This is a genomic window from Raoultella sp. T31, assembly GCF_002806725.1.
GTDB lineage: Bacteria > Pseudomonadota > Gammaproteobacteria > Enterobacterales > Enterobacteriaceae > Klebsiella > Klebsiella electrica.
This window is the reverse complement of sequence record NZ_PIBO01000029.1, coordinates 29,775-52,779: the sequence shown is the minus strand read 5'-3', so window position 1 is coordinate 52,779 and position 23,005 is coordinate 29,775. Positions and strand designations below refer to the sequence as shown.

Annotated in this window: 21 protein-coding genes and 1 pseudogene; 11 read left to right on the top strand and 11 right to left on the bottom strand. The window is 57.8% G+C overall.

Annotated features, from left to right (window positions below; genetic code table 11):
- The first annotated feature begins 15 nt into the window (after nucleotides 1-15).
- The 5 genes from CWM52_RS18125 (at nucleotide 16) to CWM52_RS18105 (ending at nucleotide 6,146) form a co-directional block, all read left to right on the top strand.
- Entirely contained in the window at nucleotides 16-1,149 is a 1,134-nt protein-coding gene (locus CWM52_RS18125; RefSeq protein WP_100685380.1) for an amidohydrolase/deacetylase family metallohydrolase, read from the top strand.
- Complete coding sequence (locus CWM52_RS18120; RefSeq protein WP_100685379.1) at nucleotides 1,133-2,251, top strand: DgaE family pyridoxal phosphate-dependent ammonia lyase; 1,119 nt, start codon at nucleotides 1,133-1,135, stop codon at nucleotides 2,249-2,251. The genes CWM52_RS18125 and CWM52_RS18120 overlap by 17 nt, the downstream gene beginning before the upstream one ends.
- Nucleotides 2,248-2,988 carry a 2-dehydro-3-deoxy-phosphogluconate aldolase gene (dagF, locus tag CWM52_RS18115; protein ID WP_100685378.1) on the top strand — a complete coding sequence of 247 codons (741 nt, stop codon included), beginning with the start codon at nucleotides 2,248-2,250 and terminating at the stop codon, nucleotides 2,986-2,988. The genes CWM52_RS18120 and dagF overlap by 4 nt, the downstream gene beginning before the upstream one ends.
- A gap of 73 nt (nucleotides 2,989-3,061) precedes the next feature.
- Complete coding sequence (locus tag CWM52_RS18110; RefSeq protein WP_100685377.1) at nucleotides 3,062-4,213, top strand: lactonase family protein; 1,152 nt, start codon at nucleotides 3,062-3,064, stop codon at nucleotides 4,211-4,213.
- A 22-nt stretch (nucleotides 4,214-4,235) separates the two neighbouring features.
- Complete coding sequence (locus CWM52_RS18105; protein ID WP_100685376.1) at nucleotides 4,236-6,146, top strand: BglG family transcription antiterminator; 1,911 nt, start codon at nucleotides 4,236-4,238, stop codon at nucleotides 6,144-6,146.
- A gap of 6 nt (nucleotides 6,147-6,152) precedes the next feature.
- On the opposite strand, the gene nrdG is transcribed toward CWM52_RS18105, so the two are convergent.
- From nrdG to treR, 5 genes are all read right to left on the bottom strand, one after another.
- On the bottom strand, nucleotides 6,153-6,617 hold the full coding sequence (nrdG, locus tag CWM52_RS18100) for an anaerobic ribonucleoside-triphosphate reductase-activating protein (RefSeq protein WP_100685375.1): 465 nt from the start codon (nucleotides 6,615-6,617) through the stop codon (nucleotides 6,153-6,155).
- 252 nt (nucleotides 6,618-6,869) lie between these two features.
- Nucleotides 6,870-9,005, bottom strand: coding sequence for an anaerobic ribonucleoside-triphosphate reductase (gene nrdD, locus CWM52_RS18095; protein WP_100685374.1), 2,136 nt, complete (start codon nucleotides 9,003-9,005; stop codon nucleotides 6,870-6,872).
- Between the two features lie 491 nt (nucleotides 9,006-9,496).
- Nucleotides 9,497-11,152 (bottom strand): alpha,alpha-phosphotrehalase, encoded by a 1,656-nt coding sequence (gene treC / locus CWM52_RS18090; RefSeq protein WP_100685373.1) that lies wholly within the window; start codon nucleotides 11,150-11,152, stop codon nucleotides 9,497-9,499.
- Between the two features lie 52 nt (nucleotides 11,153-11,204).
- Nucleotides 11,205-12,623: a PTS trehalose transporter subunit IIBC gene (treB, locus tag CWM52_RS18085; RefSeq protein WP_100685372.1), complete on the bottom strand. Its 1,419-nt coding sequence runs from the start codon at nucleotides 12,621-12,623 to the stop codon at nucleotides 11,205-11,207.
- Nucleotides 12,624-12,752: 129 nt separating this feature from the next.
- Nucleotides 12,753-13,700: a trehalose operon repressor TreR gene (gene treR, locus CWM52_RS18080; RefSeq protein WP_100685371.1), complete on the bottom strand. Its 948-nt coding sequence runs from the start codon at nucleotides 13,698-13,700 to the stop codon at nucleotides 12,753-12,755.
- 179 nt (nucleotides 13,701-13,879) lie between these two features.
- Between treR and mgtL the strand changes: the two genes are divergently transcribed.
- The 3 genes and pseudogenes from mgtL to CWM52_RS18065 all read left to right on the top strand — a co-directional run.
- Nucleotides 13,880-13,933, top strand: coding sequence for a mgtA regulatory leader peptide MgtL (gene mgtL, locus CWM52_RS27170; protein WP_155417144.1), 54 nt, complete (start codon nucleotides 13,880-13,882; stop codon nucleotides 13,931-13,933).
- A 143-nt stretch (nucleotides 13,934-14,076) separates the two neighbouring features.
- Complete coding sequence (mgtA, locus tag CWM52_RS18070; RefSeq protein WP_100685370.1) at nucleotides 14,077-16,785, top strand: magnesium-translocating P-type ATPase; 2,709 nt, start codon at nucleotides 14,077-14,079, stop codon at nucleotides 16,783-16,785.
- 199 nt (nucleotides 16,786-16,984) lie between these two features.
- Nucleotides 16,985-17,317, top strand: a pseudogene (locus tag CWM52_RS18065) (family 20 glycosylhydrolase); the annotation flags it as partial.
- An 87-nt stretch (nucleotides 17,318-17,404) separates the two neighbouring features.
- On the opposite strand, the gene ridA reads toward CWM52_RS18065, so the two are convergent.
- The 5 genes from ridA to CWM52_RS18045 form a co-directional block, all read right to left on the bottom strand.
- Nucleotides 17,405-17,791, bottom strand: coding sequence for a 2-iminobutanoate/2-iminopropanoate deaminase (gene ridA, locus CWM52_RS18060; RefSeq protein WP_004857278.1), 387 nt, complete (start codon nucleotides 17,789-17,791; stop codon nucleotides 17,405-17,407).
- A gap of 168 nt (nucleotides 17,792-17,959) precedes the next feature.
- Nucleotides 17,960-18,421: an aspartate carbamoyltransferase regulatory subunit gene (gene pyrI, locus CWM52_RS18055; protein ID WP_100685369.1), complete on the bottom strand. Its 462-nt coding sequence runs from the start codon at nucleotides 18,419-18,421 to the stop codon at nucleotides 17,960-17,962.
- 13 nt (nucleotides 18,422-18,434) lie between these two features.
- Nucleotides 18,435-19,370, bottom strand: a complete 936-nt coding sequence (gene pyrB / locus CWM52_RS18050) for an aspartate carbamoyltransferase (protein WP_100685368.1) — start codon at nucleotides 19,368-19,370, stop codon at nucleotides 18,435-18,437.
- 2 nt (nucleotides 19,371-19,372) lie between these two features.
- Entirely contained in the window at nucleotides 19,373-19,432 is a 60-nt protein-coding gene (locus tag CWM52_RS27005) for a pyrBI operon leader peptide (protein ID WP_112150686.1), read from the bottom strand.
- The gene (locus CWM52_RS18045) at nucleotides 19,407-19,511 is read right to left on the bottom strand and encodes a pyrBI operon leader peptide (RefSeq protein WP_100685367.1); all 105 of its coding nucleotides are present in this window, start codon (nucleotides 19,509-19,511) and stop codon (nucleotides 19,407-19,409) included. Before CWM52_RS18045 ends, CWM52_RS27005 begins: the two co-directional genes overlap by 26 nt.
- 193 nt (nucleotides 19,512-19,704) lie before the next feature.
- Here CWM52_RS18045 and CWM52_RS18035 point away from each other — a divergent pair, with 193 nt between their 5' ends.
- Nucleotides 19,705-20,157 carry a YhcH/YjgK/YiaL family protein gene (locus CWM52_RS18035; RefSeq protein WP_100685365.1) on the top strand — a complete coding sequence of 151 codons (453 nt, stop codon included), beginning with the start codon at nucleotides 19,705-19,707 and terminating at the stop codon, nucleotides 20,155-20,157.
- Nucleotides 20,158-20,380: 223 nt separating this feature from the next.
- Here the strand turns inward: CWM52_RS18035 and argF are convergent, their stop codons facing one another.
- The gene (argF, locus tag CWM52_RS18030; RefSeq protein WP_100685364.1) at nucleotides 20,381-21,385 is read right to left on the bottom strand and encodes an ornithine carbamoyltransferase; all 1,005 of its coding nucleotides are present in this window, start codon (nucleotides 21,383-21,385) and stop codon (nucleotides 20,381-20,383) included.
- A 163-nt stretch (nucleotides 21,386-21,548) separates the two neighbouring features.
- On the opposite strand from argF, the gene rraB reads away from it, so the two are divergent.
- A complete protein-coding gene (rraB, locus tag CWM52_RS18025) occupies nucleotides 21,549-21,974 on the top strand; it encodes a ribonuclease E inhibitor RraB (RefSeq protein WP_100685363.1) in 426 nt (141 codons plus the stop codon).
- Between the two features lie 175 nt (nucleotides 21,975-22,149).
- Nucleotides 22,150-22,914, top strand: coding sequence for a tRNA isopentenyl-2-thiomethyl-A-37 hydroxylase MiaE (gene miaE / locus CWM52_RS18020; RefSeq protein WP_100685362.1), 765 nt, complete (start codon nucleotides 22,150-22,152; stop codon nucleotides 22,912-22,914).
- The last annotated feature ends 91 nt before the right edge of the window (nucleotides 22,915-23,005 follow it).

Below are 23,005 nucleotides of genomic sequence, written 5' to 3'. Positions count from 1 at the left end.
TAACAGGAGATACGTATGTTTGATCTACTCCTGCGCCGTGCGCGCCTCGTCGACGATACCCTGACCGATATCGCCATCCACGACGGAAAAATTGCCGCGCTGGGCGAGATTAGCGCGTCAGCGCGTAAAATCGTTGATCTGCATGGCAATTATTATGTCAGCGCCGGCTGGATTGATTCCCACGTTCACTGCTACCCGAAGTCGCCAATTTATCATGACCAGCCGGACAGCGTCGGTATCGCCACCGGTGTCACCACCGTTATCGATGCCGGGAGCACCGGCGCGGACGATGTCGATGACTTTTATCAGTTGACCCGCCAGGCCACCACCGAAGTGTATGCGCTGCTCAATATCTCCCGTGTCGGGCTGATTGCCCAGAACGAGCTGGCCAATATGGCCCATATTGACGCGGATGCGGTGAAGCAGGCGGTCACACGCCTCCCGGACTTTATCGTCGGCCTGAAGGCGCGCATGAGCAGCAGCGTCGTCGGTGAGAACGGGATTACGCCGCTGGATCGAGCGAAAGCCATCCAGCGGGAAAACGGCTTTCTGCCGCTGATGGTGCATATCGGCAACAACCCGCCTAATCTCGACGACATCGCCGGGCGGCTCAGCGCAGGCGACATCATTACCCACTGCTATAACGGCAAACCGAACCGCATCCTGACACCGGGAGGCGAGCTGCGCAGCGCGATTACCCGCGCCCTGCAGCGCGGCGTACGGCTTGATGTCGGCCACGGTACCGCCAGCTTCAGCTTTGACGTGGCCCGACGGGCCATTGCGATGGGCATTCTGCCGCACAGCATCAGTTCCGATATTTACTGCCGCAACCGTATTGACGGCCCGGTTCGCTCGCTGGCGCTGGTGATGTCGAAGTTTCTCGCCATCGGCATGACGCTGCCGCAGGTCATTGACTGTGTCACCGTGAACGCCGCCGGTGGGCTGCGCCTGAAGAGCAAAGGGCAGCTGGCCGTGGGCTATGATGCCGATTTAACGCTGTTTAGCGTGCAGCATGCGCCGACGGTGCTGGTCGACGCGGAAAAAGAGAGCCTGCAGGCTGACAAAATTCTGGTGCCGCTTGCCGCGATTCGCGCAGGCAAGGGCTATCTGACCGAACAAGGGAGCGCGGAAAATGCCTTCGATTTTTGAAAAATACCATCTCAAGCAAGTCATCAACACCTCCGGTCGCATGACGGCGTTAGGCGTCTCCACCCCGCGCCCGGAAGTGGTGGAGGCGGTGATGAGCGGCATGAATCACTACTTCGAAATGAAAGACCTGGTGAACAAAACCGGGGAATACATTGCCCGGCTGCTGGATGTGGAAGGGGCGACCGTCGTCTCCTGCGCCTCGGCGGGGATTGCGCAGTCGGTGGCGGCGGTGCTGGTGAAAGACAGCAACTGGCTGCTGGAAAACCTGCATGTTACGCCGGTTGAGAACAACGAAATCGTGCTGCCGAAAGGCCACAACGTCAATTTCGGCGCGCCGGTAGGCACGATGGTCGCGCTGGGCGGCGGCAAGCTGGTGGAGGCGGGCTACGCCAACGAATGTTCCGCTGACCAACTGGCGGCAGCGATTACCCCGCGTACGGCGGCGATTCTGTATATCAAATCTCACCACTGCGTGCAGAAAAGCATGCTCAGCGTAGAGCAAGCGGTGGTTGTGGCGCGTAAACATAATCTGCCGCTGATCGTCGATGCGGCGGCAGAAGAAGACCTGCAATGCTACTACCGCGCCGGTGCTGATCTGGTGATTTACAGCGGCGCGAAAGCGATTGAAGGGCCGACCAGCGGTCTGGTGGTGGGCAAAACTCAGTACGTTGAGTGGGTGAAACGCCAGTCGGCGGGTATTGGCCGGGCGATGAAGGTGGGTAAAGAGGGGATCCTCGGCCTGACCTGCGCGATTGAACATTATTTGCTGGCGCGCAAAGAGAGCGGCGATGAGATGGTCGCCAAAATGACGCCGTTCCTTAACCAGCTGAATACGCTTAATGGCGTCACCGCTCGCGTGGTCTGGGATAGCGCCGGCCGTGATATCGCCCGTAGCGAAATCAAATTTGATGAAGCCGTGACCGGTATCGCTACCGGCGAACTGGTGGACGCGCTGAAACAGGGCGAATACGCCATTTACTTCCGCGGCTATAAGGCCAACGAAGGGATTATTGAAGCCGATGTCCGCAGCGTGAACGCGCAGCAGCTGGAGATTGTCTCTCGTCGCATCGCCGAGGTTCTGAACAAGGAGAAAAACGCATGAAACTGACCCCCAACTTTTATCGCGACCGGGTATGCCTGAATGTCCTGGCGGGCAGCAAAGACAACGCCCGTGAGATCTACGAGGCGGCGGAAGGTCACGTCCTGGTCGGCGTGCTCTCCAAAAACTATCCGGACGTGGCGAGTGCGGTGGCGGATATGTGTGAATACGCGCAGCTGATTGATAACGCACTCTCGGTAGGACTGGGAGCGGGCGATCCGAACCAGTCGGCCATGGTCAGCGAAATCTCGCGTCAGGTACAGCCGCAGCACGTTAATCAGGTGTTCACCGGCGTCGGCGCCAGCCGCGCGCTGCTCGGGCAGAACCAGACCGTGGTCAACGGCCTGGTGTCGCCGACCGGCACGCCGGGTAGGGTTAAGATCTCAACCGGCCCGCTGAGCAGCGGTGCGCCGGACGGGATTGTACCGCTGGAAACCGCCATCGCCCTGCTGAAGGACATGGGCGGCAGCTCCATCAAATACTTCCCGATGGGCGGCCTGAAACACCGCGATGAGTTCGTCGCCGTGGCGCAGGCCTGCGCCCGCCATGATTTCTGGCTGGAGCCGACCGGCGGCATCGATCTGGAAAACTACAGCGAAATTTTGCAGATCGCGCTCGACGCGGGGGTCAGCAAAATTATTCCGCACATCTATAGCTCGATCATTGATAAAGCCAGCGGCAATACCCGCCCGGCGGACGTTCGCCAACTGCTGGAGATGACTAAAGCGCTCGTCAAATAGGTTGCTTGTCCCCGCCGCGCGCGTTGCTCTGCAAGACGCGTGCGGACCCCCATTGAACCATCAAGGAGTCACTATGCCCACCGCTCGTCACCTGCTTGTTGCTTCACTTTCTCTGCTGGCCGCCGCCGCCAGCGCGCAAACGCATTATGCCTGGGTCGGCACTTACAACCCGAATGGCGAAGGACTTTACCGCTTTACCGTCGACGGTAAAACCGGCGCGCTGCGCGATAAGGCGCTGGTCAGCTCGCTGCCGAACGTTGCCCAGCTCACCGTCGCGCATGACGGGAAAACCCTGTATGCCGCCAGCGAAGTGGAAAAAGGGGTGGTGCAGGCGTGGCGGATTGAAGCCAACGGCGAGCTGACCGATCTTAACCAGGTCTCCTCTGCGGGGGCCGGGCCGGTCTATCTGTCGCTGACGCCGGATGGTCGCCATCTGCTGGTGGCGAACTATGTCAGCGGAACGGTGGCGGTGCTGCCGATCAAAGACGACGGCAGTCTCGGCGAGGCGGTTGATAGCCATCAGGATCAGGGCCCTGCCGGCGCAGAACGGCCGGCGGCAGCCGCTGAGGGGAGCTTTGCCATCAGCGATCATAACGGCCCGCATGCCCATATGATCGCCGCCGATCCGAGCGGGAAATATGTCTATTCTACCGATCTGGGGCTGGATCGGATCTATCAGTACCGGCTGGACAACGGCAGCGGCAAGCTGACGCCGAACGATCCGCCGTTTATCGCCGCCTCTTCTGCCGGCGCCGGGCCGCGGCACTTTGTCTTTACGCCGAAAGGGGACGGCCTGTGGCTGATTAATGAAGAATCCTCGACGCTGACGTTCTATCATCTTGATAAGCAGAGCGGGCTGTTGCGCGAGGGCAAAACGGTCTCCGCGTTGCCGAAAGGGTATAAAGGCACTAGTTTCGCGGCGGGCCTGGCGCTGAGCGCCGACGGAAAACAGCTATATGTCGCCAACCGTTTACATAACAGCATTGCGCATTTTAGCGTGATGGCCGATGGCAGCCTGAGCCATCAGCAAGATATCTGGACCCGCGGTGACTACCCCCGCACGCTGACGCTGGATACTCAGGGGCGGTGGCTGTACGTCATGAATCAGCGTAGCGATAATATTACCCGTTTTAGCGTGGCGCCACGGAGCGGCAAGCTGACCTTTGCCCCGGATTACACTCCGGTAGGCAGCCCATCACAGATGGTTATCTCCGCTCAACCCTGAGCCGTAAGATGAAGGAACCGACATGCGATTTCCCAACCAACGTTTAGCGCAACTGTTTACTTTGCTGCAAAACGAAACGCTGCCGCAGGATGAACTGGCGCAGCGGCTGTCGGTTTCTACTCGTACCGTGCGCGCCGACATTACCGCGCTTAACGCGTTGTTAGTGGAGTATGGCGCGCAATTCATGCTGACTCGCGGCAGCGGTTATCAGCTGAAAATCGACGACCCGTTGCGCTACCGGACCCTGCAGGAGCATGCGCCGAAGCCGCAGCAGATTCCGCGTACGGCGACGGATCGCATCAACTTTCTGCTGGTGCGCTTTTTGACCTCCGCGTTCTCCATCAAGCTCGAAGATCTGGCGGACGAGTGGTTTGTCAGCCGGGCGACGTTGCAAAGCGATATGGCCGAAGTGCGCGAGCGCTTTCAGCGCTATCAACTGACGCTTGAGACCCGTCCACGGCACGGCATGAGGCTGTTTGGCAGCGAAGTGTCGATTCGCGCCTGCCTGACCGATCTGTTATGGCAACAGGCGCAGCAGGGGGGGATAAACCCGCTGATGCATGAGGAAGCGCTGAACTCGGATGTGCAGGAGCAGCTTGGCGATATGTTGCAGGAGATCCTGACCCGCCACCATGTGCGCCTCACCGATGAAGGCGAGCGCTTTATCCGGATGTACAGCGCAGTGACGGTGCGTCGCGTCAGCCAGGGCTATCCGCTGGCGGAATTCAGCGCGGAGGATGTCGCGCAAAACGTGCGTGATGCCGCGCGCGATCTGGCCGGCGTACTGCAGCAGCTGGCGGGCAAGGCTCTCTCTCCGGCAGAAGAAGCGTGGCTGTGCGTGCATCTTGCCGCCCGTCAGGTTCAGGACGTCGATCCGGGCACTATCAGCGCCGACGATGGCGAAGCGCTGGTGAACTACATCCTGCGCTACATTAACAGCCAGTATAACTACAACCTGCTGGACGACGCCCAGCTACATGCCGATCTGCTGACCCACGTTAAAACCATGATCACCCGGGTTCGCTACCAGATAATGATCCCCAACCCTCTGCTCGATAATATTAAGCAGCACTACCCGATGGCGTGGGATATGACCCTCGCGGCGGTGACCGGTTGGGGGAAATACACGCCCTATGCCATCAGCGAAAACGAGATTGGTTTCCTGGTGTTGCATATCGGCGTCGGACTGGAACGTCATTACAACATTGGCTATCAGCGGCAGCCGCGGGTGCTGCTGGTGTGCGATACCAGTAATGCGATGGTGCGGATGATCGAAGCCATTTTGCAGCGTAAATATCCGCAGTTAGAAATCGCCGCCACCCTGTCGCAGCGGGAGTATGAGCAGCAGACGACGGTCGCTGAAGATTTTGTCATCTCGACCGTGCGGATTGGCGAAAAGGATAAGCCGGTGGTGACCATTGCGCCATTCCCGACCGATTATCAGCTGGAGCAAATCGGCAAGCTGGTGCTGGTGGACAGGACCCGTCCGTGGGTGCTGAATAAATATTTCGATGCGGCCCATTTCCAGGTTATCGATGCGCCTCTCGACTGCCAGACGCTGTTTGCCGGGCTGTGCCAGCAGCTGCAGCAGGAAGGATTTGTCGATGCCGGGTTCCATGACTCGGTGGTCGAACGCGAGGCCATCGTCAGCACCATGCTGGGCGACGGTATTGCGCTACCTCACGCCCTTGGCCTGCTGGCGCAAAAAACCGTGGTCTATACCGTCATTGCGCCAAACGGTATTGCCTGGGGCGATGAAACCGCCCATATCATCTTCCTGCTGGCGATCAGCAAAAGCGAGTATGAAGAGGCGATGGCGATCTACGATATTTTTGTCACCTTCCTGCGCGAACGCGCGATGACCCGGCTTGCCGCGACGCGCAGTTTCGAAGAGTTCAAAGCGGTGGCGGTGGAGTGCGTCAGCCGTTTTTGATTACCGTTATCTTAAGCGGTGGACGACCTGATTGCTGCTGCCGCGCCAGATCAGCGCCGGATCTTTTAAATCCTGCACGAACTTACCGTCGACCAACACGTTAATCAGATCCACCACTTCCCGCTGCGCGTCGTTCAGCTCGTCGAGCTTATAACCGGTCCAGACCCAGATATCCTTCCCGGGGCATTCGGCGAGGATGCGGCGCACCAGCGCGAGGATCTCCGGCACGTTCTGCGGATGCAGGGGATCGCCGCCGGAAAGGGAGATCCCCTGGCGTTTGATTCGCGTGTCGTTGAGATCGGCAATGATACGGTCGGCCATCGCGGTTGTGAACGGTAGCCCGGAGTTGAGTCGCCAGGTGCTTTTGTTATAGCAGCCGGGGCATTCGTGGACGCAGCCGGAGACGAACAGGGTGCATCTTGTCCCTGGCCCGTTGACGATATCGACGGGGTAGTATTGGTGATAATTCATTGTTTCCTCTTCTCATTTGACGCTGCAGCGGCGTTGGCTGCGCTCGCTCGCCCGGGTCACTTACTACAGTAAGCTCCCCGGGACTGACTCGTTTGCCGCCTTGCTACAACGCCAACTGATTTGAGGAAACCTACGCTGGTGCGTTGTAGCCCGGATAAGCCGCTGGCGGCGCCTCCGGGGGGACGATGGTGAGATTAGCGTTGTAGCCCGGACAGGCCGCTGGCGGCGCTATCCGGGATGACGGTGGCGAGATTAGCCGACTTGACCGTTGCCGAGATGTTTGACCCGGCGCTTCACCTCTTCCTGTTTACCGGCGTTGAACGGACGGGCGTCCGGGCTGCCGAGATAGCCGCACACGCGACGGGTCACCGACACGCGGGCGGCGTCGTGGTTGCCACATTTCGGGCAGGTAAAGCCTTTACTGGTACATTCGAACTCGCCGGTAAAACCGCACTCATAGCACTCGTCGATCGGCGTGTTGGTTCCGTAATAGGGGACGTGCTGGTAGCTGTAATCCCAGACATCTTCCAGCGCCCTCAGGTTATGCTGGATATTCGGGTACTCGCCGTAGCAAATGAAGCCGCCGTTGGCCAGCGGCGGATACGGCGCTTCGAAGTCAATCTTGTCGTACGGATTAACCTTTTTCTCCACATCGAGGTGGAAACTGTTGGTGTAGTAGCCCTTATCCGTTACGCCCTCAATAACGCCAAATTCGGCGGTATCAAGACGGCAGAAGCGATCGCAGAGGTTTTCGCTCGGCGTGCTGTACAGGCTGAAGCCGTAGCCGGTCTCTTCTTTCCAGCGGTCGACGGCGTCACGCAGACGCTGGACGATGGCGACGCCTTTTGCACGCAGCGCGTCGCTGTCGTACATGTGCTGATTGCCCGACAGCGCGTTGATGGTTTCGTGGATGCCGATATAGCCCAGCGAAATGGAGGCGCGACCGTTTTTAAAGATCTCTGACACCTCGTCGTCGGCATTCAGGCGTACGCCGCAGGCGCCTTCCATGTACAGGATCGGCGCCACGCGCGCTTTCACCCCTTCCAGGCGAGCGATGCGCGTCATCAGCGCTTTGTAAGCCAGATCCAGACGGTTATCCAGCAGCTTCCAGAACGTCGCTTCATCCCCTTTCGCTTCCAGCGCAATACGCGGCAGGTTCAGGCTGATCACGCCGATATTGTTGCGGCCATCGTGGATCTGCTCGCCGTTTTCTTCATACACGCCGAGGAAGCTGCGACAGCCCATTGGCGTTTTAAACGAACCGGTGACTTTCACCACCTGATCGTAGTTGAGGATGTCCGGGTACATCCGTTTGCTCGCGCACTCCAGCGCCAGCTGCTTGATGTCGTAGTTCGCATCGCCGAACTTGTGATTCAGGCCGTCGCGAATGGCGAACACCAGTTTCGGGAACACCGCGGTTTTGCGGTTTTTGCCAAGGCCAGCGATGCGGTTACGCAGAATCGACTGCTGAATCAGGCGGGATTCCCAGCTGGTGCCGAGACCAAAGCCAAAGGTGACGAACGGCGTCTGCCCGTTGGCGGTATGCAGAGTATTGACTTCGTACTCCAGCGACTGGAAGGCGTCGTAGCACTCTTTCTCGGTGCGCGAGCGGGCATAGCCTTCCGCATCAGGGATCTGCCACTGTTCGGCGATTTTACGGTGCTTGTTGCAGCTTTCTTTGACGAACGGCGCCAGCACCTCATCGATGCGGTTAATGGTGGTGCCGCCATAAATATGGCTGGCGACCTGGGCGATAATCTGCGCCGTCACCGCCGTGGCGGTGGAGATCGATTTCGGCGGTTCAATCTCCGCGTTGCCCATTTTAAACCCGTGGGTCAGCATCCCTTTCAGATCGATAAGCATGCAGTTGAACATCGGGAAGAACGGCGAATAGTCGAGATCGTGGTAGTGAATCTCACCGCGCTCGTGGGCAAGCACCACATCGCGCGGCAGCAGATGCTGACGGGCATAGTGTTTGGCGACGATCCCGGCCAGCAGGTCGCGCTGAGTCGGGATGACTTTACTGTCTTTGTTGGCGTTTTCGTTGAGCAGGGACGAGTTGGTTTGTTCAACCAGACCGCGAATCTCCTGGTTCAGGCGGCCGCGTTTTTCACGCTCGATATCGCGGTCGTGGCGATATTCGATATAGGCGCGGGCCAGCTGTTTCCACGGCCCTGACATCAGCTGGTTCTCAACGGCGGTCTGAATCTCGTTGATATCAACCTGGCTACGGCCCTGCATCTGCTGGCTAACGACTTCTGCGACGGTGGCGCAATAGTCTGCGTCATCGACTCCCGCTGCTTTAGCTGCACGCAGAATTGCTTCTTGAATGCGCTCAGATTTGAACGGCACTTTACAGCCATCACGTTTCATCACATGCGGTGTCATGATCACTCCATACTTTATAAAACAGGTTATCCACAGAGGCGGAAGAATCACCGGCGTCGCCGGGGCTATACCTGCCGCCGTTTTACGTCGGTTCCGGCCCTTTTTATCCACATCCCACCACCGCCACAGAACGATGGGATGTGCTGACATAATAGACGATTAATACAAGATGTAGGGCCGGGGTGCATTCTAAATTCTATATGTAGTGATTTGCATCAAAGATGTTTGCGATTTTATTGATGCAGAACAAAGTAAAAAGGTGAGAGTACGGATGGTGGGCGCTGGGACTTATGTAAATTTATCTGACTATAAAATAAGCAAAAATTGGCCTGGAGGGCGGAAGTATTCAGGCCGGAAATACCGTGCCTCAAACCATCACGGTGGCGTTGAGTCAATCGACCTGCTGCGGCAGGGGATAGCGTGCTGGCTACGGGCTACAGGCCCGGCAAAGTTGGCCGACCCGTAGCCCGGTAAGCGCAGCGCGCCAGGACTTATTCCTGTAACCACCATACCGCTTCAAACGGCCGCAGGGTCATGGCGGCAGGGCGATTCGCCGCTTCCGCGTAATTGCTTATCAATACCTGCCAGTCGCCGTCCGCCTCCTCCGGCTGCCAGCTCTGGAACTCGCGGCTCAGGTTTGCTGCGACGACCAGCGTTTTCCCTTGCCACTGGCGGCGATAGCACCACAGCGACGGATGCTCAGGCAGCAGATCCTGATAGTCGCCCCAGGTCAGCACCGGCGTGGTTTTACGCAGCGCAATCAGCTGCTGATAGGTGTAAAAGACCGAATCCGCATCCGCCAGCGCCGCCTCGACGTTGATCGTCGGATAGTTATCGCATAGCGCAATCCACGGTTCACCGGCGGTAAATCCTCCCTGCTCGCGAGCGTTCCACTGCATCGGCGTGCGGCTGTTATCGCGCGATTTACTCGCCAGAATCGCCAGCAGCTCGTCGGGTGCCTGGCCCTGCGCCGAGCGCTCAATAAACATGTTGTGGCTCTCGAGGTCGCGGTACTCGTCGATTTGCGAGAAGTGAGGATTGGTCATGCCAATCTCTTCGCCCTGATAAATGTAGGGAGTGCCCTGCATGCCGTGCAGGACCATCGCCAGCATTTTTGCCGCCGCTACCCGATATTCGCCTTCATCGCCAAAACGCGACACGATGCGCGGCTGATCGTGGTTACACCAGAACAGCGCATTCCACGCCCGGTTGTGCATGCCCTGCTGCCAGTGGCTGAACAGCGCTTTCAGCGCCACGTAGTCCGGGCGCGCGAGGGTCCATTTTTCACCGCCGGGATAGTCCACCTTCAGATGGTGGAAGTTAAAGGTCATCGACAGCTCGCGACCGTCCTGTGCGGCATATTGCTGGCAATGTTCCAGTGAGGTGGAGGACATCTCGCCGACCGTCATCAGATTACGCGGCGTGAAGACATCGCGGCTCATCTCCTGCAGGAATTCGTGGACCCGCGGACCGTCGGTATAAAAACGGCGGCCATCGCCCTGGGTGTCCGAGGGGAAGGTTTGATCTTTCGAAATCAGGTTGACCACATCGAGACGCAGGCCGTCGACGCCGCGGTCGGCCCAGAACTCGCACACCTTTTTTAGTTCCGCGCGCACGGCCGGGTTTTCCCAGTTGAGATCCGCCTGTTCCGGCGCGAACAGATGCAGGTAGTACTGCCCGCTCTCTGCGTGCCACTGCCAGGCGTTGCCGCCAAACTTCGAGCGCCAGTTATTGGGCGGCGTCGTCGGTTCACCATCGCGCCAGAGATAAAACTGGCGGTACGGGCTCTCTTTGTTTAACGACTCGCGAAACCAGGCGTGGGCGGTAGAGGTATGGTTGAAAACCATATCCAGCACGATGCGGATGCCGCGGGCTTTCGCCTCGGCCACCAGTTCGTCGAAATCATCCAGCGTGCCGTAAGCGGGGTCGATGGCGGTATAGTTCGCCACATCATAGCCGTTATCGACCTGCGGAGAGACGTAGAAAGGCGTCAGCCAGATGGCGTCCACGCCGAGCTTTTGCAGATAGTCGAGGTGCGAGGTGACCCCACGCAGATCGCCGGTCCCGCTGCCGGTCGTGTCCTGGAAACTCTTCGGATAAATTTGATAAATAACGCCGTTTTGCCACCAGTGGGGGAGGGTATTCATATCGCTTTCCTGCTACAACGAAGGGGGCGCCAGCGCGCCCCGGAAGAAAAAATCAGACAATCTGTAACGTGCCCTGACGGAACTTACGCTGATAGACGACGGTGGTGAGCACAATCGGTACCACGACCGCGATGACCATCGCTAAACCGTACACCTGCCAGTAAGTCGGCTGAATGGAGAGAATGCCCGGCAGGCCACCGACGCCAATCCCGTTCGCCATTACGCCGTTCAGGCCGCACAACAACCCGGCAAGACCAGAGCCGATCATCGCGCAGAGCATCGGGAAGCGGTATTTCAGGTTGATCCCGTACATCGCCGGTTCGGTGACCCCGAGGTAGGCCGAGATAGCGGCCGGGACCGAGATCTCGCGTTCGTTCTGTTTGCGGCTGGCGATAATAATGCCGACCACGGCAGACGCCTGGGCGATGTTGGACAGCGCAATCAGCGGCCACACCGGCGTACCGCCCATGCTTTGAATCATCTGCATATCGATAGCCAGCGTGGTCTGGTGGACCCCGGTAATGACCAGCGGTGCGTAGAGGAAGCCGAACAGCGCGGCGCCAATCGGCGCGAAACTGCCGGTCATCAGGTGGCGCACGGCAAAGGCGACGCCGTCGCCGATCATCCGGCCAAACGGACCGATAAAGGCGTGGGCGAGGAATACCGCCAGAATCAGCGAGCAGACCGGCACCACCACCAGATACAGATAATCAGGGACCATGCGTTTCAGGCGCGTTTCGATAAAGCCGAGCGCCAGACCCGCCAGCAGCGCCGGGATGACCTGCGCCTGATAGCCGACCTTCGCAATCGTAAACAGGCCGAAGTTCCACACTTCCGGCACCTGCTGGCCCAGCAGATAGGCGTTCATCAGTTGCGGAGAGACCAGCGTGACGCCGAGCACGATGCCGAGGATCGGCGTGCCGCCCATTTTCTTCACCGCGGACCAGCAGATACCGACCGGCAGATAGAAGAAGATGGCTTCGCCAATCAGCCACAGGAAGTCATAAAGGGTTTTCAGCGACGGGTGCATTTGCGCCAGCGTCTGCCCGTTGCTCATCGGCAGATCGCCGATCACGTTACGGAAACCGAGGATCAGACCGCCGCTGATCAGCGCCGGCAGCAGCGGGAAGAAGATCTCGGCAAAGTGCGAAATCAGTTGCTCGTGCCACTTCATGTTTTGCCGCGCGGCCTGTTTCGCCTGCTCTTTATCGGCAGAGGCTTTGCCGGTGGTGGCCAGCAGGGCTGTGTAGTAATCGCCGACGTCTGTGCCGATCACCACCTGGAACTGCCCGGCGTTGGTAAAGCAGCCCTTCACCATGCGCAGTTGTTCAATTTCTTTCGGTCTGGCGATGGCCGGGTTATTCAGCACAAAGCGCAGACGGGTAATACAGTGACTGACGGTGGCAATGTTATCGCGCCCGCCGACCAGTTCGATTAATTTATCGATGTCCTGCTGATTTACTTTACTCATGATGAGGCCTCAAAACAGAGGGGAGAGAGTGCGTAATGACCTGAGACGAATCCTAACCGCTCCGTTTAACTTTCAAAATGGGAACGTTCCCGAAACGCAGCAACGATCACATAAATCCCACAAACGGGCTTAAATCAGCGCGGCGGGAATGACGATTTGACGAGGTTCAGCGTGGCCGCCGATCTGGGCGATCAGCTGCTGGGCCGCCTGGCGACCGGCCTCGGCGTAACCGGGATTCACGGTGAGGATTTCCGGATGGAGGAACTTCATCAGCGGCGTACTGCCGACGCTGGCGACCTGCAGATGTCCAATGCGTTGCTCTTGCAAATACTTGCTGGCGCCGAGGGCGAGGGTATCGGTCGCGCACACCAGCGCGCTGGTATCGGGGGTCAGAACGCTGGCGACATTTTCATAACCCTGTTTCATGGCCAGGCCCGGCAGGGCGGCGGACGGAGTCAACCGATGCTGCGCGCAAAAATTGAGGTACGCCTGATGGCGGCGCTGCCCGGTGGTGACATCGCTATGCGGCACCCCGAGGAAGCTGATATGCCGATGGCCGTCATCGTACAGGCGCTGCATCAGCATGTTCACCGCGCCGTTGTCATCGTAGCAGACGGAGGCAAACCCCGGCGCATCGCGGGCCAGCAGCACCATCGATTCCCGCCACGGCGTCAGCATCTCTTCGCTAATACCGGTAAAGCCGAACAGTACCACGCCGTCGATATGGCGGCGGGCGAGGATCCCCAGGTGTTCGTTGACCAGCGCGGGAGAAAACTGGCTTTCCATCATAATCGGATCGTAGCCCTGCTCGTAAAAGGCGGGCAGCATCGTCTGTACGGCAAGGTTTTCCGACAGCGAGTCCAGACGGGTGACGATAATGGCAACCACTTTGTCGCTTTGACCCCGCATCGCCCGCGCTGAACGGGAGGGCGAGAAGCCGTACTGCTGCATCACCGCCTCGACCCGTTCACGGGTGCGCTCATTGACGCCGCTTTCGTTATTGAGCACGCGGGATACCGTCGATTTCCCGACGCCGCTTAAGCGCGCGATATCTTTGATGGTCAGCCGGTTTTGCATGCAGAGGTCTCGTCGTAGTCCGCCAGAAGTGAGCCTAATGCTACTCAACCAAACCGCAATGAGCAAAGTCTGGTTTACGTCTTGTTTAGTTACTCGGGGTTATCATTCCGACAGTGGCGATAAAATGCCTGTTGCTCGCGGTTCTCTCGCGCCGCTTTTACTCACTTACCGGAGATTATATGGACCCCGATCCCACTCCTCATCCTCGATGGAGTTACATCCTTTTCCGGTAAGCCTGCTTAACACTGCTTTACCGGAAGCGTAAAGCAGTGACGTCCTTGATGTCCCTGCCATAAAAAAATAATACCTGACAGGTAATATTCTCGTACCTGTCTTTTTTGCCGCGTTCGTCTGTGCGAGCGTGGAGGGACTGTTTATGTTGAAAAATATCACCCGGCACCTGTTTACACAGCTCAGCCGCCATTTGCCGCGCCGACTGGTTCAGCGCGATCCGCTGCCTGATGCTCGCAATCTGGCCACTGCGCCGATTCCGGATTCGCTGGGTAAGCACTGCCTGAACGTGGCGGCGATGGACGAAAATGAAATCTGGCGCGCCTTCGAAAGCCACCCGGAAGGGCTTAACGACGCCGACGTTGCGAAGAAAATTGCCCGCTATGGCGATAACCAAATTCCGGCGCAAAAACCGGCGCCGTGGTGGGTGCATCTCTGGACCTGCTACCGCAACCCGTTCAACCTGCTGCTGACCGTGCTGGGCATCGTCTCGTATGCGACGGAAGACCTGTTTGCCGCGGGAGTGATTGCGCTGATGGTGGGGATCTCCACGCTGCTCAACTTCATTCAGGAAGCCCGCTCGACCAAAGCGGCGGATGCGCTGAAGGCGATGGTCAGCAACACCGCGACGGTGCTGCGGGTGGTCAACGAACAGGGCGAAAGCCGCTGGTGCGAACTGCCGATTGACCGCCTGGTGCCAGGCGATATCGTCAAGCTGTCGGCCGGGGATATGATCCCGGCGGACCTGCGTATTCTCCAGGCGCGGGATCTGTTCGTGGCCCAGGCGTCGCTGACCGGTGAATCGCTGCCGGTTGAAAAAGTGGTGCGCAGCCGCGACCCGCAGCAGAGCAACCCGCTGGAGTGCGATACCCTGTGTTTTATGGGCACCAACGTGGTGAGCGGATCGGCGCAGGCGATGGTCTTCGCCACCGGCGGCAACACCTGGTTTGGTCAGCTGGCCGGACGGGTTAGCGAGCAGGAGAGCGAACCTAATGCGTTCCAGAAAGGCATCAGCCGCGTCAGCATGTTGCTGATCCGCTTTATGCTGGTGATGGCGCCGGTGGTGCTGCTGATTAACGGCTACACCAAAGGCGACTGGTGGGAAGCCGCGCTGTTTGCCCTTTCGGTAGCGGTGGGCCTGACGCCGGAAATGTTGCCGATGATTGTTACCTCAACCCTGGCGCGCGGGGCGGTAAAGCTGTCGAAACAGAAAGTCATCGTGAAGCACCTCGACGCGATTCAGAACTTTGGCGCGATGGACATCCTGTGCACGGATAAAACCGGCACCCTGACTCAGGATAAAATCGTACTGGAAAACCATACTGATATTTCCGGTAAGGTCAGCGAACGGGTTCTGCATTGCGCATGGCTGAACAGCCACTATCAGACCGGGTTGAAAAACCTGCTCGATAAGGCGGTGCTGGAAGGGGTGGATCTGGAGGCGGCACGCCAGCTTTCTGAACGCTGGCAGAAAGTCGATGAGATCCCGTTCGACTTCGAACGTCGCCGTATGTCGGTGGTGGTGAGTGAACAAGACGGCGTGCATCAGCTGATCTGCAAAGGCGCGCTGCAGGAGATCCTCAACGTCTCGACCCAGGTGCGCCACAACGGTGAAATCGTGCCGCTGGACGATACCATGCTGCGCCGTATCAAACGCGTCACCGATACCCTCAATCGCCAGGGGCTGCGCGTAGTGGCGGTGGCGACCAAATATCTGCCCGCGCGTGAAGGCGACTATCAGCGCATCGACGAGTCCGATCTGATTCTCGAAGGCTACATCGCCTTCCTCGACCCGCCGAAAGAGACCACCGCCCCGGCGCTGAAAGCGCTGAAGGCCAGCGGGATTACCGTCAAAATTCTCACCGGTGATAGCGAGCTGGTGGCGGCGAAAGTGTGCCATGAAGTGGGGCTGGACGCCGGCGAGGTGGTCACCGGGAGCCAGATTGAAGGCATGAGCGATGACGAGCTGGCGGCGCTGGCTAAACGCACGACCCTGTTTGCACGTCTGGCGCCGTTACATAAAGAGCGCATCGTCACGCTGCTTAAACGCGAAGGCCATGTGGTCGGCTTTATGGGCGACGGCATCAACGATGCTCCGGCGCTGCGCGCGGCGGATATCGGTATCTCCGTGGATGGCGCGGTAGATATTGCGCGCGAGGCCGCGGATATCATCCTGCTGGAAAAAAGCCTGATGGTGCTGGAGGAGGGGGTGATCGAAGGTCGCCGTACTTTCGCCAACATGCTGAAGTACATCAAAATGACCGCCAGTTCGAACTTTGGTAACGTCTTCAGCGTGCTGGTGGCGAGCGCCTTCCTGCCGTTCCTGCCGATGCTGCCGCTGCACTTACTGATCCAGAACCTGCTGTACGATGTATCCCAGGTGGCGATCCCGTTTGATAACGTCGACGACGAGCAGATTCAAAAGCCGCAGCGCTGGAATCCCTCGGAACTGGGGCGCTTTATGGTCTTCTTTGGCCCGATAAGCTCAATTTTCGATATCCTGACCTTCTGCCTGATGTGGTGGGTGTTCCATGCCAACGTGCCGGAAGCCCAGACGCTGTTCCAGTCGGGCTGGTTTATTGAAGGGCTGCTGTCGCAAACGCTGATTGTGCATATGATCCGTACGCGGCGGATTCCGTTTGTGCAGAGCCGCGCCGCGTGGCCGCTGTTTGCCATGACGATGGTGGTGATGCTGATTGGTATCGCCCTGCCGTTCTCGCCGCTGGCGGGCTATCTGCAGCTGCAGGCCCTGCCGCTGAGCTACTTCCCGTGGCTGATTGCCATTCTGGCAGGCTACATGACGCTGACGCAGATGGTGAAAGGCTTCTACAGCCGTCGCTACGGCTGGCAATAACCCGTCTTTGTGCCGACCGCTCTCCCTCAAGGGAGGGCGGTCTTTTTGGCCTTTCTCTTAAATCTCAGAAAGTTGTGAACCCCGCCGTCCCCTTGGCTTGACGCTCTTTTGCGCGCATGTTAGCCCAATATTTTGCTTTTTTTGGCCCGTCATCAACAGGAAAACTCATGCTGAACTCTGTGCGTTATGGCCTGCTGACCAGTTGATGCATAACGGCGCTGAAAATACGGCGATTCCTGACGTCACGATTGATGGCGCGCCGCGCTTCCCGTGACGCGAGCTGCTGCTGGATTCCGCTCGCCACTGCATGCCGCTGGAGGCGATCAAACGCCAGATTGACGGCATGGCGGCGGCCAGGCTGAACGTCTTCCACTGGCATCTGACCGACGATCAGGGCTGGCACTTTGCCTCCACGCGCTATCCGAAACGGCAACAGAAGGCCAGCGACGGGCTGTTTTATACCCAGGCGCAGCTGGACGAGGTGGCGAAAACGCGGGATGAGCTGGCGATCGCGGCGGTGTATTCGCTGGAGAAACGGCTGCGGGCGACGAAGGTCGAGTAGTAAAACTCCCTCACCCGGCGCAGGGGGAAAAGCGTATGGGTGAGGGGGAAGCGAGGATTAGCGGCGGATAGCGATCGCTTCGATCTCGATCTTCACATCTTTCGGCAGGCGAGCCACTTCAACGCAGGAGCGTGCCGGGAAGGTCGCGTGATGTTCGGTGAAGAACGCTTCATAAGCGGCATTCACGGTGGCGAAGTCGTTCAGATCTTTAACGAACACGGTGGTTTTAACAATATCGCCGACTTTCAGGCCAGCGGCTTCAACGATAGCTTTGACGTTGTCCAGAGACTGACGCGCCTGAGCGGCGACATCTTCCGGCACGCTACCGGTTTTCGGATCGACGGGGATCTGGCCGGAAGTGATGATCATGCTGCCCAGATCGACACCCTGAACATACGGGCCGATGGCTGCCGGTGCATTTTCCGTCGCGATAGTTTTAGACATGAGTTCTCCTGAATAACAGCATTATTAAATGGGGAGGCAAAATCCTTCGAGTTGCATCGACGCGACAAGGGGCGAACCGCCCGCACGGCCGACAAAGAAGCAGCTTGAAGGATAGCGCGTATGGAACCCGGCCATTATAGGGAGCCGGGTTGCCAATACCAACCTCAATTAGTTGGCCAGAACGACATAGTGCGAAAACTCTTTTTCGCAATATTTGCACTTCAGCGCGATATCGTTTTCGCGCTTTTTCACCGCAAAACTGGAGGAAACCGGCTCGGCGTGGCTGATGCAGTTACTGTTCGGGCAGACCAGTACGCTGTTAATCCGATCCGGCAGATTCGGGCGTGACTTACCGACTACTTCATAATCATCGATGCGGTTGACCGTCGCCTGCGGCGCATACAGGGAGAGCTGGTTGACCTGCTCGTCGGTGAGGAAGGTGTTTTCGATTTTGATTAAATCTTTGCGGCCCATCTCGCCTGACGGCAGGTTCAGGCCGATGGTGATACGCTGATCGGTCTCGGTCAGTTTGAACAAGGTCAGCAGTTTAAAGCCCACCTGCGCCGGGATGTGGTCGATAACGGTGCCGCGTTTAATGGCTTCTACCTGTAATTTATTGTCGTGTGTCATCTCTTTTTCCCCCTTAGAGTGCCAGATCGCGATTTAGTACCAGCGCCAGTAACGCCTGGCGGGCGAAGATGCCGTTGCCGGCCTGCTGGAAGTACCAGGCGTGCGGCGTTTTATCGACATCGGTGGTGATTTCATCAATGCGCGGCAGCGGGTGCAGCACTTTCATATTGCCACGGGCGCCTTCGAGGTCGGCGGCGCGCAGGACAAACTGCGCTTTCACGTTGGCGTATTCCGACGGGTCAAGACGCTCTTTCTGCACACGGGTCATGTACAGAATATCCACCTCTGCCATCACCTCTTCAAAGGTGCTGTGCAGGCTCCAGGCAATCCCTTGTTCATCCAGCATATCGAGGATGTACTGCGGCATCGCCAGCGCGTCCGGGGCGATAAAGTAGAAGCGGTTGCCGTTAAATTTCGCCAGCGCCTGGGTCAGCGAATGGACGGTGCGGCCATATTTCAGATCGCCGACCATCGCGACGTTGAGGTTTTCCAGACGGCCCTGCGTTTCCTGGATGGTGAAGAGATCCAGCAGGGTCTGCGTCGGGTGCTGGTTAGCGCCATCGCCGGCATTGAGTACCGGGATGCCGCCGGAAAATTCGGTCGCCAGGCGCGAAGCCCCTTCCTGCGGGTGACGCATGACGATGGCGTCAACGTAGGTGCTGATAACCGAAATGGTGTCGGCCAGGGTTTCGCCTTTTTTGCCCAGCGAAGTGTTGCTGCTGTCGGAGAAGCCCACCACGCTGGCGCCGAGGCGGTGCATCGACGTTTCAAACGACAGGCGGGTACGGGTCGAGGCTTCAAAGAAACAGCTGGCGATAACCTTATGCTTCAGCAGCTCCGGCTGTGGGTTGGCTTTCAGTTTTGCAGCGGTCGCCAGGACCAGTTCGAGGTCTTCTCGGCTGAGATCGTTTATGGAAATGATATGTTTTTGATATAGCGGGTTAGCCATGTTTATCTCCTGACGCCTGGGCAAAAAAAAAGCCCCTTAAATAAGGGGCTTCGAGAATTTATTGAGCAACGGAAAGAAAAACGCTACGCCAGCGCCTGTGTTCAGACGCGGTAAGACAGAATGTCGTACGCAGTAGACCATGCTTCCTCCCGGCAAATCGACCGGCATTATACGCAGCTCAAATTTCGGATCAAGCGATTAGTACACAAACAGGTAAACGATTGCTTCGATAAGTCTGCGTCAGTGCAAAAAACCGCAAAAAAGATGTGGTATGGTAGTGTCAAGGGGCATATAAAACAAAAAATGAAAAGCTGTTTTATCTTTGAGGGGTATTATGTTCGTTGGTCACATTCACCATCTGCAGGCCTGGCTGCCGGACGCGTTGCGCCAGGCGATTGAGCACGTTAAAGCGCACGTTAGCGAAGAGACGCCGCCCGGCAAATACGATATTGACGGTAATAACGTGTTTTATATGATTTCGGAAGATACGACCGAACCTCTTGTCGCCCGCCTCGCGGAATACCACGCGCGCTATCTGGATATCCAGATAGTGCTACGCGGTCAGGAAGCCATGACCTTCAGCACCCGACCTGCCGGCGCACCGGACATCGACTGGCTGACGGAGAAAGATATTGCGTTCCTGCCGGCCGGCGAACAGGAGAAAACCGTCATTCTGAACGAGGGAGATTTTGTGGTCTTTTATCCGGGAGAAGTGCATAAGCCGCTGTGTGCCGTGGACAAACCGGCCAAAGTGCGTAAGGCGGTAGTGAAGATGCTGATGGCGTAAAAATCCCCCGGTGGCGCTACGCTTACCGGGGCTACGGGAGAGGTAGCCCGGATAAGCGTCGCGCAATCCGGGAACATACCGCGAGAGAACGACTATTGATTCAGTCGGGTAGCCCGGATAAGCGTCGCGCAATCCGGGAACATACCGCGAGAGAACGACTATTGATTCAGTCGGGTAGCCCGGATAAGCGTCGCGCAATCCGGGACATACCGCCAGAGAACGACTATTTACTCAGCGTCGCCACCATCACCGCTTTGATGGTGTGCATCCGGTTTTCCGCCTGATCGAAGACGATGCTTGCCGGCGACTCAAAGACCTCGTCAGTCACTTCCATGCCGCCATGCAGGCCGTATTCCGCCGCCATCTGCTGACCAAGGGTAGTTTGATCGTCATGAAAGGCGGGCAGGCAGTGCAGGAACTTCACCTGCGGATTGCCGGTCAGCGCCATCATGTCGCTATTCACCTGATAAGCGCGCAGCAGCGCAATGCGCTCCGCCCACTTCTCTTTGGCTTCGCCCATCGACACCCACACGTCGGTATAGATAAAGTCCGCCCCTTTCACGCCCGCCGCGATATCTTCGGTCAGCGTGATGTTGCCGCCGTTTTTCTGCGCCAGCGCCCGACATTCCGCCACCAGGTTCTCTTCGGGCCAGCAGGCCTCAGGAGCCACCAGGCGCAGATCCAGCCCGGTCAACGCCGCGGCTTCGAGCATCGAGTTGCCCATGTTGTTGCGGGCGTCGCCTGCATACACCAGGGTCATTTCGTTAAAGGCTTTGCCCGGCAGATGCTCCTGCATGGTCAGCAGGTCCGCCAGCAGCTGGGTGGGATGAAACTCGTTGGTCAGACCGTTCCACACCGGGACACCGGCATAGCTGGCGAGCGTCTCAACAATCTCTTGCCCATGGCCGCGGTATTGAATACCGTCATACATCCGCCCCAGCACGCGGGCGGTATCTTTAATGGATTCTTTATGGCCTATCTGGCTGCCGCTTGGCCCGAGATAGGTGACGCGGGCACCCTGATCAAATGCGGCAACTTCGAAAGAGCATCGTGTACGGGTAGAGTCTTTTTCGAAGATGAGCGCGATGTTTTTGCCAGCCAGATGCTGGATTTCAATACCGTTTTTTTTATCGGTTTTCAGTCTGGCCGCCAGCGTCAGTAGGGCGGTGATTTCTGCAGGGGTAAAATCGAGTAACTTTAAAAAATGCTTCTGATAAAACGCGGACATGATTCCCTCACATGGCTTAAGCCCTATATTGAATTAAAATTCAATTTATATGTATGAATATTCATTTGCAACCCCGTTGCACAAATCTTTCGCGCAAAGGTGGAGGCAATCACGGCGGTATGTGACAATAGAAGTATCTGCCGCACATTATGAGGAACGAGCCATGGCAAACCCGGAACTACTGGAAGAACAGCGTGAAGAAACGCGTCTGATTATCGAAGAGCTGCTCGAAGACGGCAGCGATCCGGACGCGCTGTACACCATTGAACACCATCTCTCTGCCGATGACTTCGAAACGCTGGAGAAAGTGGCTGTCGAGGCCTTCAAGCTGGGTTACGAAGTGACCGAGCCGGAAGAGCTGGAAGTGGAAGAGGGCGAAGTGGTTATCTGCTGTGACATCCTGAGCGAAAGCGCCCTGAAGGTGGAGCTGATTGATGCTCAGGTTGAGCAACTGATGACTCTGGCGGAAAAATTCGACGTCGAATATGACGGTTGGGGCACTTACTATGAGGACCCGAACGGCGAAGAGGGCGATGAAGAAGATGACGACGATTTCGTTGATGAAGACGATGACGGCGTCCGCCACTAAATAAACCCGCACGCCATCCTTCAGGCCGCGTCTTTGCTGGCTACACATAGAAACCCCGCTGACATCGTTCGCTATGTTGTCGGGGTTTTCGTCTCGTTATACCCTGAACAATAATATTGTGTCTGTCTGGATGCGATAACGGCCGCCAGCCGTTACCGTATAGCAAGGAACCTCAATGGACTACCCGCAAATACTCGCCCCCGTACGCGACTTCCTGCACTGCCCAACCCCACAGGCGTGGATTGATGAAGCCCGTAAGCCGGAAAATCTCCCGCTGCTGCTGACTGACCATATGGTCTGCGAGCTAAAAGCGGCGCAAAACGCGTTGCTGCTGGTACGTAAATATGTTGCTGATAAAGAGGGGGCCGACGAGCTGCTGGCCTGCCTGAAGCCGTATGAGGACTTTACCTACCGCTGGGGGCCCGAGCCGGATTTCGTCGCGCTGCATAAACGGATTAATAAAAGCACTATGCCGCAGACCGACGATCCGTGGGCCCGTCAGCTGGTGGACAGCATGGTGCTGCTGATTAAAGAAGAGCTGCACCATTTCTGGCAGGTGCGGGAAATGATGCTGGCCCACGATATCCCGTACGTCAAAATCACCGCCAGTCATTATGCCCGCGGGTTACGCAGAGAAGTGCGCTCCCACGAACCGGTGATGCTGATCGATAAGCTGATTTGCGGAGCCTATATTGAAGCGCGCTCCTGCGAGCGCTTTGCCGCGCTGGCGCCGTGGCTGAATGACGATCTGCAAAAGTTCTATCTGTCGCTGCTGCGCTCGGAAGCGCGCCATTATCAGGATTATCTCGATCTGGCGCAGCAGATTGCCGAAGAGGATATCAGTGAACGCATACGCCAGCTTGGCGAGGCGGAAGCGGCGTTAATTAATGCTCCGGAGGCGGAGTTCCGTTTCCACAGCGGCGTGCCGGTTATCGCCTGAGGCGCTGTTCCCGGATAGCGGCGCTACGCGCCTTATCCGGGCTACCAAACCGCGCGCCTTATGCGGGTTACCTGACCGTAGCCCCGGCAAG